Consider the following 14497-nt stretch of genomic DNA (forward strand, 5'->3'; position numbering starts at 1 on the left):
GGCTTCTTTTTTTGCTTTAACTATTCGTTCGACCAACTAAGACGCTACCATAAGCCCAATAGGTCTTTCCTGTTTCAATAACTGTAAAACGGTACATATATGAATCTTCTTTACCATTTTCTTTAATTGTAGCCATGCAATCTACATTAACTGCTTTACCTCTAATTGTAGCATCACTTGCTCTTCCTGTTGTTACTGATAAATATGCTGAATTATAAACATGATTATGCAAGTAGTAAGTGCTTGTCGTACTTACGGTTCCAGTCTGTTTAAGTGACTTATAAGTAATTGATTGATTAAATGTTAAGGCCTTTGAATAAACCCAATATTTATTTAATCCTGATTTAATTTGATACCAAGTTGTTCCTTGGCTTCTATTTTCTGCTCGAGCTAATAATTTCACTGTTTGCCCAGTTAATTGTGTTGAAGAACCATAGTTAACCGTATTATCAGTAGAGTTCTTAACTGAGTTATAAAGCATATATTTATTACTATTAACTTTTGCAGTTTCTGAACCAGATGCACTATGCATTTCTAAATTAACTAGTGCATCCTTATTGACTGCTCCTGTGTAAACCCAATGATCATCTGAACCAATTTTAATACGATACATCGTTGATTTAGCACCATTATAATCAGTTATAACGGCTTTTTGATTAATTGTATATGTTCTATTTTTATAATTGGCTGAATCACCTGTCTTTTTAGATAGATAATCTGAATTGTATACATGATCATGTAACTGATATGACTTACCATTAAATTTAGCTGAAACATTCATTGGTGAGTAACTTACTTTTCTTAATTTTAAGGCGTCACTATAGATCCAATATTTTGTGGATGTCCCTTTAACACGGACGCGATACCAAGTAGTGCTACCATTTTTAACACCACGCATATCTGCATACAATGTTTTACCGCTTAACTTGCTGCTTGAACCTTTATCGACTGCGCCGACCGTCCCTTTAACATGGTTATAAAGACGGTAACTTGTATTATTCATCTGAACAGTTTCTGATCCAGCTGCACTGTGATATGCGACCTTCACACCTAATTGTGTGTAGTATTCTTTGATTAAATCATACAAGTCTGACATTGAATATGACTCATTAAACCATTTATTACCAGATTCGCTATAGTAACCAACTGGATCACCATGATCAGTTGCACCTAAATACTTACTGACATCTGCATGTGCCCAAACTGTTGCGCCCGCTCCATGATTGCTAGCAGTTGCTAAACTTGGTTTCAACCCATATTGTTGTAAAATATAGGCAGTATAGTAGGCGGCATTATTAACTTCTCGTGCAAATGCCGACTTGCTATGAACACGCGTTTCTTCAAATTGCACGAAACGTTGGTTACCTTTAGGACCAGAGCCCCATGACATGACGTTCGTTTTTGCAATATTAATAATATTATGATCGTCAACAAAACTGTGCACAAATGCATTACCATAATTGGCTTTCATAAAAGCCATTTCACCATATATGGTAGATGATGGGTTAGCTGTTTCATGAACAACAACACCTTCTGGTTTACCTTGACGATAAGTCATATCATCGGTTGGAAAACCACCCCAGATAGCACTTGTAATCTCATTTGGTGCAATATGTTGAGAATGTATATAATTATTTACCTTTGATGAAGCCGAAACTGATTGATTCATTAATCCAGCCGCTACAATCCCCAAAACAATGGCAAAACCCATTACTATTTTTTTCTGCATTTTCAATAACTCTCCTATTTTTTTATTGCTATCCCTTAGCAATATTAGTTCAACAACCTAATAAATTAATGTTTATTAATGGCTCCCTTATAGACCCAATGATTAGTAGATCCAATTTTGACTCGGTACATCGTTGATTTAGACCCATTGTAATCAGTAATAATCGCTTTTTTATTAATTGTATAAGTTCTATTATTATGTGTTTTTGATTGACCTGTCTTTTTAGATAAATAATCTGAATTATAAACATGATTATGTAACTGATATGATTTATTATTAAAATTTCCTGTATTTTTTACTGTAGAATAACTTGTTTTTCTTAATTTTAATGCTTGTTTATAGATCCAATACTTCGTTGATGTGCCTTTAACTCTTACTCGATACCAAGTTGTGCTACCTTCTTTTACGCCACGCATGTCCGCATAGACTGTCTTACCTGTCAACTTAGCAGCCGCACCTTTATCACGACTACCTGCTGTTCCTTTAACATGATTGTAAAGACGGTAACCAGTATTAGCTACTTTGACTGTTTCAGAACCGGCTGCGCCATTATAAGCGACTTTAACGGTATTATCTAAACTAGCTAAATTATATCTAGAAATTAAGTTATTTAATTTTTTACCGTAGGCACTACTTGTCGAGTATTTTAAACTCAATGATGCTGTTGCTTTTTGATAAGTACTAGCTTTTTCACGCCATGTACCTGAGTAATACTTAGCATCCCAACTTACACCGTTACGTAAATGGTTGGCATAATCTTGAATAGATGCTTTAGCATTTGGGTATTTTTTAAATTTAGACACCGCATAATAAGCTTTCCCTTTGCTATTATATTCCAATGATTTAACTGAATATGATTGTCCCTTATAGGCACCCTTCATACCAAAAAAATTATTAGCCTTTTTTGCCAACGTACTTTGACCCCAAGAAGATTCAAGAATCATCTGTGATAGCATCACTGATGGATACAAGTTTTTATCTTTTGACACTGCTTGAATCGTTGGTCCATTCTTTTCAATGAGAGCCTTTGTTTGGGCAGTCGTGGCTGCCGTAACTGTTGATTCATTTTTACTTTGATTCCCAATTGGTAAGTTTATTGAGCTAAATCCCGTAATAGCAACAAATGTTACCGTAACTAATTTTGTTAACAACTTTTTATTTTTCATATTTCCCCCTATTTTTCCGAAATTATCAGCTTTAATTATATCAAATTTGCATGTCTAATAACGCCTTTTTCCGTTACATTATGATTACAATTAGTAACGCATAATGCCTCTATTAGTATGCGCCCAACTACACGTTTTTTTGATAATTGAGTCGTCAGGTGATTCATCAGAATACCCTTTCAACGTGTAGATGGCTAATAAATGCTTAACTTCCTTAATGAAATCTATTTTATCCACATAGGTATCACGTCTGTTCTGAACTAAAGATAAGATAGCATCATGATATCTAAATTGGGGTGTTGGATTTTCAAAACCAAGTTCTGCAGCTATTTTACTGGCCAAAGAAACTTGAATATCTGTAAAAAGATGCGCTAAATTTAATTGCTTTAGAAATTGCGAATACTTACTTTGAACTCTAATTCTTAATCCATTGTTGAAAAATAAATCAGTTCCATTTTCTACATCGGAAATATTAGCAAGATGGTGTCCTGCCGTCCATGAGGCATCCCGTTTTGATGGCCCACTATCTGGAAATAACTGATACATACCACATGTGTAAGGTAGAGCTTGTTTCTTTTCAACTAATGACACAATCGCACGCATTGCGACAAAAGTTAGAATTTTTTCATTAATCAAGCGATTCACAAAATTTGTTGTTGTGTATTTACATAATAAAATATCTTTATGCTTATCAAAAATAATGGATCGTAAATCATCCCGTCTGTGTGTTATATGGTGAATATACAAAGTTGTCTCCATGTTCACTTGATAGTTATCCGTTACAATTCCATGTTCTGTAAAAAAATGATCATCCGTAACGTCTATTATTGGATGATTCTCCAACAAGTTTCGCCAATATTGAGACCCAACAGTCAATAAGCGTGTTTCTGGATAATCTATAATTTCTTTAAAATCCCGTTCTAATTCATTCTCCAAGTTCAATAGCCTACTCCTTTTCTTACTTTCATTTAACAACTTATCCTATGTTACAGATTTAATTGTAACTAATCTTGTGTGAACTTAAGTCTAATTGTTAAGTTTATCTTAAGAAAATTAATAGTCTACCTTTAATTCTTAAATGCTCATCAAAAACCCATAAATACGCTCATTTCGTCGTCTATTTTAAAATTGAATAACCTCGTATTCTAATTAAGAACCTTGGCCAAGGGATCTTAAAAGAAACGAGGCAACTCTACTAATATGTCAAATCAAATAAACCCAGGTCTAGCTTTTCTACTGAAAAATGACCGTGAAAAACTTATCTTTGGTGTTCTAAAAAGAATGTCGATTAATCAATCGCATGCTTCATATGACGATTTCGTACAAGAAGCACGATTAGCATTCAGCGCTGCATATGACCAATACCCTAAAACTATTGAAGATAATGAACAAACTTTCATGGTTTACGCCTATCAACGTGTCTACTGGCGACTTCTTGATTTAATTAATCGACAATCTAATCAACAAACGCATTTAGAACCTAATAAGGATGATTCAACTAATCCAACTGATTCCATCATTGATTTAACCCTCCAAACACAAGATACTATCGCTGAAAAATTATTTACAGAACACCTTTTTAAATCACTCTATGACCTCTGTTCAAACGCCGAACAACATTATCTAGTCGATTGTTATATTAGACACAAAACAGTCACAGAAATTGCTGCCAGTCATCATGTTAGCCGTCAAACAGCCTATAACTGGCGTAATAGCGTCGGTCGGAAAGTACTTTTAGTCATTGCTCAAATGAATCAAGAATAAATATCAGTATTTGCTTTACAAAATGGTTAACCGATTCTTTATTATCTATGTAAGGCGTCGCGGCACTTATCAAATATAGACACACAAAGGAGAACATATATGAGTAAAACTTGGGTAAAAACAAACGTTATCGTTGAGGGATTAAGTTCTGACGGCTCTGAACGTAAACGTTCATTCGCTAACATTACTGAAAATGCCTCTAACGAAGCTATTGCACAACTCGGCGCTACAGTTGCTTCATTAACTGGTGATAACACCGTTAAAATGACCATCCGCACAGAATCAAGTCTTTTAGCTTAATCAAACCTAAGGAGGAAATTATATGAAACAATTAGATTTAGCATTTAAAAATGAAGCGGGTAAAACGCGCCATATGAAATTACGTTACGTTAATACAGATTTAGATCCAGCAACCGTTAAGAAAGCCATGGATGACATTACAGGTTCTGATTTATTCCATCGTGATAACGAAAAAATGTTCGTAACCCCTATCTCAGCACAATTTGTTGAAACCATTGAAACACCAATCTACACAAACGATTTAGTTTAACCGTAAAAGCCAACTTAATTGTTGGCTTTTTTTGTACCCTCATAGCACCTATCAATTGCCTTTTAACATCATATTGGCTATTCTAAAATTTAGGGGGATTGTAATGAATAAAATAGAAGATAAAAAAATGACGTTTTTCACGGTTTTCTTGTTAGGAATTAACGGTATTATTGGATCGGGGATTTTCTTATTATCTGGTAAAATTTATAATGATATTGGACCACTCAGTATCTTTACAATTATCGCTGCAGCATTAGCAGTCACCATGATTGTGCTCTGTTACGCAACACTAGCAAGTAAATTTTCGGAAGATGGTGCGGCTTGGTTATATGCCTATAATGCATTCGGTAAATTTACTGGTTTTCAAGTTGGTATATTTACTTGGATATTAGGCGTAGTGACTTTGTCAGCCGAAATTGCTGCGTTACTAACTGTCTTAAAAATACTTTTTCCAGCATTACAACAAACGCTTATTTATGATGTTTCAGCAATTGCCTTAGTCATTATTCTAGGCATCATTAATTATTTTGGAACAGCTATTCTAGATTTCGCAGACAATCTGTCTTCTGCAGCTAAAGTATTTATCATGTTACTCTTTATTATTGTCGGTGCTTTCTTCATTAAGGATGCTCATTTTACGCCCATGATTCCGACTGATATTCACAGTAACACTCAGTTATTTACGAAATTTAATACAGCATTTGGTGTCATTTTTTATATGTATACTGGCTTTTCATTTTTACCGATTGCTGCTGCTAAAATGGATAATCCGGAAAAGAATATTCCGAAAGCACTATTAAGCGTTATTGCAACGGTGACTTTATTATATGTTTTACTTCAAACGGTTGCCGTGGGTATCCTTGGCCCTAACTTAGGATCGTACTCATTACCAATTGCTGCGGCATTCAAAAGTATCTTTGGTCAGTGGGGTTATATGATCATTATCATTGGGATGTTGATCTCTATTCTTGGGGTTGCCATCTCAGTATCATTCAATACACCTATTGTGGCTGCATCGCTAGCAAATGAACATCAGCTTTTACCAAAAATAATCGGTAAGCAAAGTAAACACAATACACCGGTTATCGCAATCATTGTGACATCTATCACAAGCATCCTCCTGCTACTTAGCGGTAGTTATTTATTCTTAGTATCATGCATTGTCTTTGCATCGTTTGTCCAATATGTACCAACAATTCTAGCAACATTTAAATTCAATAATGATCCAAATTTACCAAAAGGTTTCAAATTACCAGGTGGTCCAATTATTCCAAGCCTTGCATTAATTATCTCACTTTACTTACTGTTAAGTTTTAATTGGAAAATCATCTTATTCGGCGTTATCGTGTTAGTACTAGGGTGTTTACTCTACTGGTTTGATAACCGAAAAAAATAACCATTGATTTTGAAAGTTCAAAACCAATGGTTATTTTTCTATTAAATTTTGTAGATATTCATGACTTTCCAACATTTCGCGACAATCATTTTGATTTTCTAAATCAATTTCGTAAATAGTCGTTGCATTTGGATTAAGCAAAGGATATGCTAACTTCCAATCAATCTTGCCTTTTCCTAAAGTTAAACTATCATGAAATTTACCCATTGAATCGACTAAGTGATAATGGACGATATTTGGCATTAACCGTTTCAAACTCGCTTGTAAGTCAGTATTACTACCTGCTTGTTTAATAAAGGCATGCGATGTATCAAATGCTAAGCGATACCCTTTTTGTAGAATAAACTGATCCATCTCTTCAGACCCATAATAAAATAAATCAGAAATCGAATTCTCAAACATGACGTTATTTTGTCCATATTTTTGATAATAATCCATCCGATTAAATAACGCTGATTCCGCAACCTCAAAATTAGGATATTCAGCAATAATTGTTGGCGTTTGTCGATTATATGAACCATGAATGAGGGTTTGAATTGATTTATCTTTTGCGAGCTGAATCAATGTCTCAGTACTTTCTCTAACAAAACGATATAACCTAGGATCAGCTGTTTCGGAAACGGCTAATTCAACAGATTGTTCACCAACCTTCATTGGATGATGCATGACAATCTTCTTCGTAGTTGCCTTCACCTCATCAATCTCATCTGATAATCGTTTTAATCCATCTCCAGAAACATCAAATTCATTTAGATAGAATTCAAAAATATCTGGATTATGTTGTAACCGATCATGGAGTTGAATTGGGTCAGTTCCCGCCTTTAATCCTAATGGTATTGTCATTTGAATCATCTCCTTGGTACTATGTTAGCATTAAATTGGGTGAAAATAAAAAGGAGTGACTTCTAATGATTCAATTTCTCAAATCACTAGAAAACTCCCCTTTTCTATACTTCAATTTTAGCCATAAATTCATGTAAAGCATCTTGCCAACTTGGTACTTCAAATCCCGTTGCTTTAACTTTACTCAAATCCATAACTGAATGTCTAGGTCGGTATGCCTTTTGTGGATATTCTTCAGACGTTACTGGACTTATTTCAACTACTTCATCCTTTAAAATCTCACTAGCAAATTCATACCAAGTACATGAATTATCATTAGAAAGCTGATATAACCCATAAGGAATATTTTTTTGAACTGCATATAACATAAAATCAGCCAGCGTTCTAGTCCAAGTTGGCCGTCCAACCTGATCACTAACAACAGTCAGATGATCATGAGTTTTAGCTAAGTTTAGCATCGTATAGACGAAGTTCTTTCCATATTCGCCAAAAACCCATGATGTACGGATAATATAATACTTACTCATTATTTTAGCAACGGCTTCTTCTCCAGCTAACTTCGTCCGACCATATTCATTTTTAGGCGCAGTGGGTGTTTTTTCTGTATACATTTGATCATTAGTCCCATCAAATACATAATCAGTACTAATGTAAACTAACGTAGCACCCACAGATTCTGCTGCTGTGGCAATATTCTGAGTACCTATAACATTAACTTGTTCATTAATAGCTTTACCAGGTTCTTCTTCAGCATTATCAACAGCTGTATAAGCTGCACAGTGGTAGACAATTTCTGGGCGATTATCTAAAAAATAATTATTAACTGCTTTTGAGTCAGTAATATCTAAATCTTTAGAACCAGTTCCTGTATATACAATCTTTTTTTCATCTAATAAATGACTTAATTCTGTTCCTAATTGACCATTTACACCCGTAATTAATATTTTCATAATTAGCTCCTTCAAAAAAAGAATGGACTTAAGTCCATTCTTAGTTATTATTGTCCATTTTTTGCATAATTTGCTTCAACTGCATCTTTCTCAGCTTTCCACCAATTTTCATTATTTCGGTACCAATCAATCGTATCTTGTAATCCTGATTTAAAATCAGTAAATTCAGGATTCCAACCAAGCTCTTCACGTAATTTTGATGAATCAATAGCATATCGTAAATCGTGTCCTGGGCGATCTTTAACGACATCATAAGCATCTTTAGGTTGACCCATTAATTCTAAAATCAACTCCAAAACAGCCTTATTATCTTGTTCACCATCCGCACCAATCAAATAAGTTTCACCAATACGACCCTTATTTAAAATAGCCCAGACAGCACTTGAATGATCATTAGTATGAATCCAATCGCGAACATTTTTACCAGAACCATATAACTTAGGCCGGATTCCACTCAAAACATTAGTAATCTGTCTTGGAATAAACTTCTCAATATGTTGGTATGGTCCATAATTATTGGAACAATTTGAAATTGTTGCCTGTAAATTGAATGAACGCACCCATGCACGAACTAATAAATCTGATCCAGCCTTTGTTGATGAATATGGACTGCTTGGATTATAACGTGTTTCAGGTGTGAATTTTTCACCTTCACCTTCCCCATGACCGGGTAAATCTTCGCGTAATGGTAAGTCTCCATACACTTCATCAGTTGAAACATGATGGTAGCGGACATTGTATTTACGACAAGCTTCTAGCAATGTATATGTTCCGATAATATTAGTTTGAATAAAAGGTGATGGATCTTTTAAAGAATTATCATTGTGACTTTCTGCAGCGTAATGTACTACCGCATCTGTTTTGCTAACAAGTTCATCAACTAGTTTAGCGTCAGTAATATCTCCCACTACTAGCTCAACACGATCAGCAGGTAGTCCAGCTAAATTTTCTTTATTTCCTGCATAAGTTAATTTATCTAACACGGTAATGTGAACATCTGGGTGGTTATTAACCACATAATGGACAAAATTAGAACCAATAAATCCGGCCCCACCTGTTACAATAATATTTTTCATTTAAAAACACCTCTCCTATTTAGATTTCTCCATACACAAACGGATTGTCTTTTTCAAACTCTGTAAACGTTGGTTGTGCAGCATCTTTTTCAGATGTAATTGCTTGGTCAAAATCAATAGGCCAATCAATATTTAGTTCAGGAGTTTTAAATGAAATCCCACCATCTGCTGCTGCATTGTAGTAACCATCACATTTATAAAGGAAATTAACATCATCTGTTAATGTTACAAATCCATGGGCATACCCTTTAGGAACTAATAATTGGCGATGGTTACTTGCAGAAAGAATATATCCTTCCCACTGTTTATAAGTAGGTGAACCTTTTCGAACATCGACAATAACATCTAGTACTGCCCCTGTCACGACCCGAATTAATTTAGTTTGTGCAGCTTCTCCACGTTGAAAATGAAGTCCTCTTAAAACGCCAGCTTGTGTTGATAATGAATGATTATCTTGGATAAAATCAATATCTATTCCAGCTTCTTTGAAATCTTTGTCTGAATATGACTCCGTAAAAAAGCCGCGATTATCACCAAATACTGCTGGTTCAATAATCTTAACATCTTGTAACTTTGTTGTTGATACTTTTAATTTACCCATTACTTTTTATCCTCTTCTTCTGCGATACGTAACATGTACTGTCCATAATCATTTTTTTTGAGTGGTTGTGCTAGATCAATTAATTGTTCGCGTGAAATATAACCCATTCGATAGGCGATTTCCTCTAAATTAGCTACTTGCATATTTTGCATTCTTTGAACAGTTTCAATAAACTGCCCTGCTTCAAGTAAACTTGCATGTGTCCCTGTATCAAGCCAAGCAAATCCACGTCCCATAATTTCAACATGTAGTCTTCCTTTTTCAAGATAGACCTTGTTAACATCCGTAATTTCAAGTTCGCCACGTGGTGACGGCTTAATATTTTTTGCTATATCAACAACTGAATTATCATAAAAGTATAAGCCTGTTACTGCAAAATTACTTTTAGGGTGATCCGGTTTTTCAACAATCGAAATTGCTTTATGGCTCTCATCAAATTCAACAACACCAAAACGCTCGGGATCACGCACTTGATAACCAAATACGGTAGCCCCCTCAGTTTGATTTGCAGCCCGTTCAAGCATCTTAGTCATACCTGGACCATAATAAATATTATCACCTAAGATGAGCGCAACGCTATCATTACCAATGAAATCAGCACCAATAATGAATGCTTCTGCTAATCCATCTGGTGTAGGTTGAACGGCATACTCTAAATTAATGCCTAATTCAGAACCGTTGCCCAATAATTCTTGAAAACGTGGCGTATCTTCAGGAGTAGAAATAATTAGAATATCCTTGATACCTGCCAACATTAATGTTGATATTGGATAATAGATCATTGGTTTATCATAAATCGGCATCAGCTGTTTACTTGATGCACGTGTCAATGGATATAAACGAGTCCCACTACCTCCGGCTAAAACTATTCCCTTCATACACTTTTCCTCCTAAAATATTCTAATTAATTTTTGTAAATGGTAGCTACAATAACTACTTAACACAGCTTTTAAAAATAAAAATCATTATTTATTTAATATCCTTCTTAAAACCAATTTTTTAACATAATTTGTTTCGTCATATCTAATAAATAAGAAATAGAATAATGTACTTGCTAGAATAAATACAACAGCAGATGCTATCAAAATACTGAAAATCCCTTGAATTACAATAATTTTTAGTAAATACGAAATTATTCCTAATTCTATTCCAATTATTCCCATATAACCAAAATATTTAAGATAATATTTTTTCATACTACGTTTGAATCCATATTTGAATAAGATAAGTGGTTCCCACCATAAATTAATTCCAATATTACTTACTATTGTACCAATTAATATACCATTAATGCCGAGATTTGTTGTCATTAACAAAAGAATTGAAACTATCATATTAACTACAGCTTCAAGTAGTGATTTATATCTCATTGGCCAAAATAATCCACGTGCACCAATAAAATTTAATACAGTCTGTCTAAATTGAACAAGTACAAAATTTATAACAATAAGTAACACGGTAAAGTTCGATAAGACGTAATTTGATCCTATCCAAAATTTAATAAAAGATTCAATAACTGCGTATAACGTTATAGCAATAACTGATGTAATACCGGCATTTATATACATATAACGATAAAACACAACTTCTTGATAATCTTCATCCTCCGTTACTCCTAGATTACCTAATCCAGCTGTGACAGCAGAGATACTTTGTGTCAACACACTGGAAATACTATTTACAATCAGCATATAATTAGAATATATTCCTACTAATCTAACGCCTAAAAATGCCGATATTAATATATTATCCGTTCCAAAAACTAATATAGTACCAATTTTTGAAGAAACAGTCCCAAATATATTTTTCTTCATATAGTTGATGACTTTAGGATTTACTTTAACAGTTTTCATTTCGGAAAGAAATTCAAATTCCCTATCAACAAGTTTTGAAATTCTCAAGTTAGATAACAATGTTATAATTATTTGGATTACTAAGTACCAAACATATTGTCTAAATAAAAGTAAAAAGATAATTTGTAATACTGTCTGCATTATCGTAAAAATTAATCTATTTAAACTATCCTTATATCCTTCTTGATTTGCAATTAATAAGGAACGTTTATACGTAAAAAAGTAACTAACAACCGTATTTAATAAAAATAGTACAAACATAACTCGCGGAAATGGTACAGGACTACCGCCCTTCATTAAAATAGTTATAAATGGAGTAAATGCTAAACCCATAATCAAAATTACGATACCAATCACATTATACACTTTTCTAAATAAATTCATGACACCAGCAATTTCACCATGATTACTAGTAGCAAGAGGATCGTACAGTGAGTACGTTATCGCCCCACCAATCCCTAATTCAGCAAAGGATAGAAAACTCAACACATTAGCATATAGCCCATTGATTCCCATGTAATCGGCACCAAGAGTTTTAATAAATACTGTCTGCAATGCAAACTTCAAAACTAACATTATTACTTGCGATAGTGCAGCGATTGATGTATTTTTAGCTGCTATACCAGTTCGAGAATTATTATTCATACATCACACTTACCCTCATCTGTTAAGTTCTTGTACACGTTTAATTTCTGTTTTAATTTTATCCGTGTACTTTAACATGCCGTTATCATAGACATCATTAATATCGTGCTTCTTAAAATCAAGATAACTACGTTCTTTTATATCATTACTTTGATCAGCATATCCTCTTTTTACTTTATTCTCGAATTCTTCAAGTGATTTTGCATAGTAATGATTAACCCTCACGTGTTCCCTTGATACAATTTTAGGTCTTTTTTCATTTGTCCATGGATATCCCCATAACCTATTTCCGTTTTCATCAGTCGTTTTACCGGCCACATCATACCAATGTGGTATTCTCATATCAATTACTAATCTAGGATTTACGATAGGTTTTGAATCTAAAATAATATCATTTTTTGATCTATTTAAAAATGTCTCAGTAACTAATCCATTTGATTTTTTAATCAAATTAGATGAGCCGAACATCACCCAACCAATTTCAATTTGAGCAACGTTTTCACTAAATTCATTTAAAAAAGAATCAATATTTTTTTCATCAATTAATACTAAATATTCATCTAAATCTAGTGTTAATAGCCATTTTGTTTCTGTCTTACAGCGCTCGACAGCATCCAGATATGCTGGTATTTGTTGCTTATCACCCGGAAAATAGATATATTCAACCACTTTACTTTTAATATACGGTTCTAAAATTTCTTTTAAATTATCAGTAGATTCGTTATCATAAATATAAAATTTTGATATACCAATAATTTTATGATATTCAATCCATTCTTGAACGTATAGTGCTTCATTTTTAATAATTGCCACTAATGACACGCTATTAATAAAATCAGTTTTTTCTTCAATTATTTTTACTTGTTTATACCTTTTATTTCCGTAGTTCATCTTATTTTTCATATACTTTATCATATTATATGCCGTAATAAAATTACGCCTAAAACTTTTTTTTATTAAATTGATAGTAACCACCTAATCACTCTCTATTAAACAAACCATATAATTATTCTTTGTGCTGTTGTATTAATTAAACTATGAAATTTATGATACAAAGAATATCTTTTAAAGATATTCTTTGTATCATAAAACTTATATGTATCTTCTAGCATTTTTTTTTCAGTATCATTTTTAATGATATTAGAAAATCTTTCATACAGAACAATATTTTCCTTTTTAATCCGACCTAATTGTTTATATCTTATTTTTAATCTACGAAAAACTTCATACAAGTGTACATTACTCTTACCAATTCCGATGACGTTATTTTCATGTTGTCTATAGTAAACCGTTACTTTATCAATGTACGTTAAATTCCCACTTGCTGAGCTGATTTTAGCAATAATTGAATCATGCATTGTTACATTTTCAATATCTTCATCTGTTAACATAAGTACTTCATCTCTTAGTTTCTTATTAATTGCTAATGCCGCTCCGGTTACTTTAAAATTGAATAATAAATCATTCAATGAATGATTATAATTTTCGCCTACTAACATTTTAGACATTTTAATATTTGTTGAAACAGCCTTTTTATCAGCAATCATAAGATCTGAAAATATAGCTTGTGTTATTTTATTGTCTAACAAATCAAATTTATCCATAAATTGCATTATTTTATCTGAAACCCAAACATCATCTTGATCAGAAAAAAAATAGTAATCAGCATCGACAACCCTAAGTAATTCAAAAAAGGAACGTTTAACACCCATATTTCCGCTTGAATAAATTATTTTTAACAAATTTTTATTTTCGTATCTTTTTAAAATATCTATTGTATTATCTGTTGAACCATCATCTCTAACATAAATCTGTATGTTATCTTCATTTTTATATTTTTGCTCAATAATACTATTTAATTGTTCCTCGACGTACTTTTCGCCATTATACGTTGACATAATCACAGCTATATTTTTCAAAAATT

Annotated in this window: 15 protein-coding genes; 4 read left to right on the top strand and 11 right to left on the bottom strand. The window is 33.0% G+C overall.

The annotated features are described in order from the left end of the window. Nucleotides 1–16 precede the first annotated feature (16 nt). From AC1RP4_RS04400 to AC1RP4_RS04410, 3 genes are all read right to left on the bottom strand, one after another. Nucleotides 17–1729, bottom strand: a complete 1713-nt coding sequence (locus tag AC1RP4_RS04400) for an N-acetylmuramoyl-L-alanine amidase (RefSeq protein ID WP_481761523.1) — start codon at nt 1727–1729, stop codon at nt 17–19. 65 nt (nt 1730–1794) lie between these two features. Continuing rightward, nucleotides 1795–2895: a glucosaminidase domain-containing protein gene (locus tag AC1RP4_RS04405; protein ID WP_481761524.1), complete on the bottom strand. Its 1101-nt coding sequence runs from the start codon at nt 2893–2895 to the stop codon at nt 1795–1797. A 90-nt stretch (nt 2896–2985) separates the two neighbouring features. Continuing rightward, nucleotides 2986–3837 (bottom strand): competence protein ComK, encoded by an 852-nt coding sequence (locus AC1RP4_RS04410; RefSeq protein WP_481761525.1) that lies wholly within the window; start codon nt 3835–3837, stop codon nt 2986–2988. Nucleotides 3838–4095: 258 nt separating this feature from the next. On the opposite strand from AC1RP4_RS04410, the gene AC1RP4_RS04415 reads away from it, so the two are divergent. From AC1RP4_RS04415 to AC1RP4_RS04430, 4 genes are all read left to right on the top strand, one after another. Then, nucleotides 4096–4659 carry a sigma-70 family RNA polymerase sigma factor gene (locus AC1RP4_RS04415; protein ID WP_481761526.1) on the top strand — a complete coding sequence of 188 codons (564 nt, stop codon included), beginning with the start codon at nt 4096–4098 and terminating at the stop codon, nt 4657–4659. A gap of 99 nt (nt 4660–4758) precedes the next feature. Next, nucleotides 4759–4959, top strand: coding sequence for a DUF1659 domain-containing protein (locus AC1RP4_RS04420; protein ID WP_409022133.1), 201 nt, complete (start codon nt 4759–4761; stop codon nt 4957–4959). A 22-nt stretch (nt 4960–4981) separates the two neighbouring features. Beyond that, entirely contained in the window at nt 4982–5209 is a 228-nt protein-coding gene (locus tag AC1RP4_RS04425) for a DUF2922 domain-containing protein (protein WP_409022132.1), read from the top strand. 103 nt (nt 5210–5312) lie between these two features. Beyond that, complete coding sequence (locus AC1RP4_RS04430; RefSeq protein ID WP_481761527.1) at nt 5313–6605, top strand: APC family permease; 1293 nt, start codon at nt 5313–5315, stop codon at nt 6603–6605. 30 nt (nt 6606–6635) lie between these two features. Here the strand turns inward: AC1RP4_RS04430 and AC1RP4_RS04435 are convergent, their stop codons facing one another. The 8 genes from AC1RP4_RS04435 to AC1RP4_RS04470 all read right to left on the bottom strand — a co-directional run bounded on the left by AC1RP4_RS04435 (nt 6636) and on the right by AC1RP4_RS04470 (nt 14492). Beyond that, nucleotides 6636–7448, bottom strand: a complete 813-nt coding sequence (locus tag AC1RP4_RS04435; RefSeq protein WP_481761528.1) for a sugar phosphate isomerase/epimerase — start codon at nt 7446–7448, stop codon at nt 6636–6638. Nucleotides 7449–7552: 104 nt separating this feature from the next. Further along, nucleotides 7553–8398 (bottom strand): dTDP-4-dehydrorhamnose reductase, encoded by an 846-nt coding sequence (rfbD, locus tag AC1RP4_RS04440; RefSeq protein WP_481761529.1) that lies wholly within the window; start codon nt 8396–8398, stop codon nt 7553–7555. 47 nt (nt 8399–8445) lie between these two features. Continuing rightward, nucleotides 8446–9474, bottom strand: a complete 1029-nt coding sequence (gene rfbB, locus AC1RP4_RS04445) for a dTDP-glucose 4,6-dehydratase (protein WP_481761530.1) — start codon at nt 9472–9474, stop codon at nt 8446–8448. Between the two features lie 19 nt (nt 9475–9493). Next, a complete protein-coding gene (gene rfbC, locus AC1RP4_RS04450) occupies nt 9494–10075 on the bottom strand; it encodes a dTDP-4-dehydrorhamnose 3,5-epimerase (RefSeq protein ID WP_481761531.1) in 582 nt (193 codons plus the stop codon). Continuing rightward, nucleotides 10075–10953 carry a glucose-1-phosphate thymidylyltransferase RfbA gene (gene rfbA, locus AC1RP4_RS04455; RefSeq protein WP_481761532.1) on the bottom strand — a complete coding sequence of 293 codons (879 nt, stop codon included), beginning with the start codon at nt 10951–10953 and terminating at the stop codon, nt 10075–10077. The genes rfbC and rfbA overlap by 1 nt, the downstream gene beginning before the upstream one ends. 87 nt (nt 10954–11040) lie before the next feature. Next, nucleotides 11041–12573: a lipopolysaccharide biosynthesis protein gene (locus AC1RP4_RS04460; RefSeq protein ID WP_481761533.1), complete on the bottom strand. Its 1533-nt coding sequence runs from the start codon at nt 12571–12573 to the stop codon at nt 11041–11043. Nucleotides 12574–12588: 15 nt separating this feature from the next. Further along, entirely contained in the window at nt 12589–13476 is an 888-nt protein-coding gene (locus AC1RP4_RS04465; protein ID WP_481761534.1) for a glycosyltransferase family 92 protein, read from the bottom strand. 86 nt (nt 13477–13562) lie between these two features. Further along, nucleotides 13563–14492, bottom strand: a complete 930-nt coding sequence (locus tag AC1RP4_RS04470) for a glycosyltransferase family 2 protein (protein WP_481761535.1) — start codon at nt 14490–14492, stop codon at nt 13563–13565. Nucleotides 14493–14497: the final 5 nt, after the last annotated feature.

Source organism: Dellaglioa sp. CoH-56-MRSF-10 (assembly GCF_056782175.1).

Coding starts and splice junctions, on each gene's coding strand:
- AC1RP4_RS04400 (WP_481761523.1), bottom strand. CDS start 1,729: ATGCAGAAAAAAATAGTAATGGGTTTTGCCATTGTTTTGGGGATTGTA.
- AC1RP4_RS04405 (WP_481761524.1), bottom strand. CDS start 2,895: ATGAAAAATAAAAAGTTGTTAACAAAATTAGTTACGGTAACATTTGTT.
- AC1RP4_RS04415 (WP_481761526.1), top strand. CDS start 4,096: ATGTCAAATCAAATAAACCCAGGTCTAGCTTTTCTACTGAAAAATGAC.
- AC1RP4_RS04420 (WP_409022133.1), top strand. CDS start 4,759: ATGAGTAAAACTTGGGTAAAAACAAACGTTATCGTTGAGGGATTAAGT.
- AC1RP4_RS04425 (WP_409022132.1), top strand. CDS start 4,982: ATGAAACAATTAGATTTAGCATTTAAAAATGAAGCGGGTAAAACGCGC.
- AC1RP4_RS04430 (WP_481761527.1), top strand. CDS start 5,313: ATGAATAAAATAGAAGATAAAAAAATGACGTTTTTCACGGTTTTCTTG.
- AC1RP4_RS04435 (WP_481761528.1), bottom strand. CDS start 7,448: ATGACAATACCATTAGGATTAAAGGCGGGAACTGACCCAATTCAACTC.
- rfbD (WP_481761529.1), bottom strand. CDS start 8,398: ATGAAAATATTAATTACGGGTGTAAATGGTCAATTAGGAACAGAATTA.
- rfbB (WP_481761530.1), bottom strand. CDS start 9,474: ATGAAAAATATTATTGTAACAGGTGGGGCCGGATTTATTGGTTCTAAT.
- rfbC (WP_481761531.1), bottom strand. CDS start 10,075: ATGGGTAAATTAAAAGTATCAACAACAAAGTTACAAGATGTTAAGATT.
- rfbA (WP_481761532.1), bottom strand. CDS start 10,953: ATGAAGGGAATAGTTTTAGCCGGAGGTAGTGGGACTCGTTTATATCCA.
- AC1RP4_RS04460 (WP_481761533.1), bottom strand. CDS start 12,573: ATGAATAATAATTCTCGAACTGGTATAGCAGCTAAAAATACATCAATC.
- AC1RP4_RS04465 (WP_481761534.1), bottom strand. CDS start 13,476: ATGAAAAATAAGATGAACTACGGAAATAAAAGGTATAAACAAGTAAAA.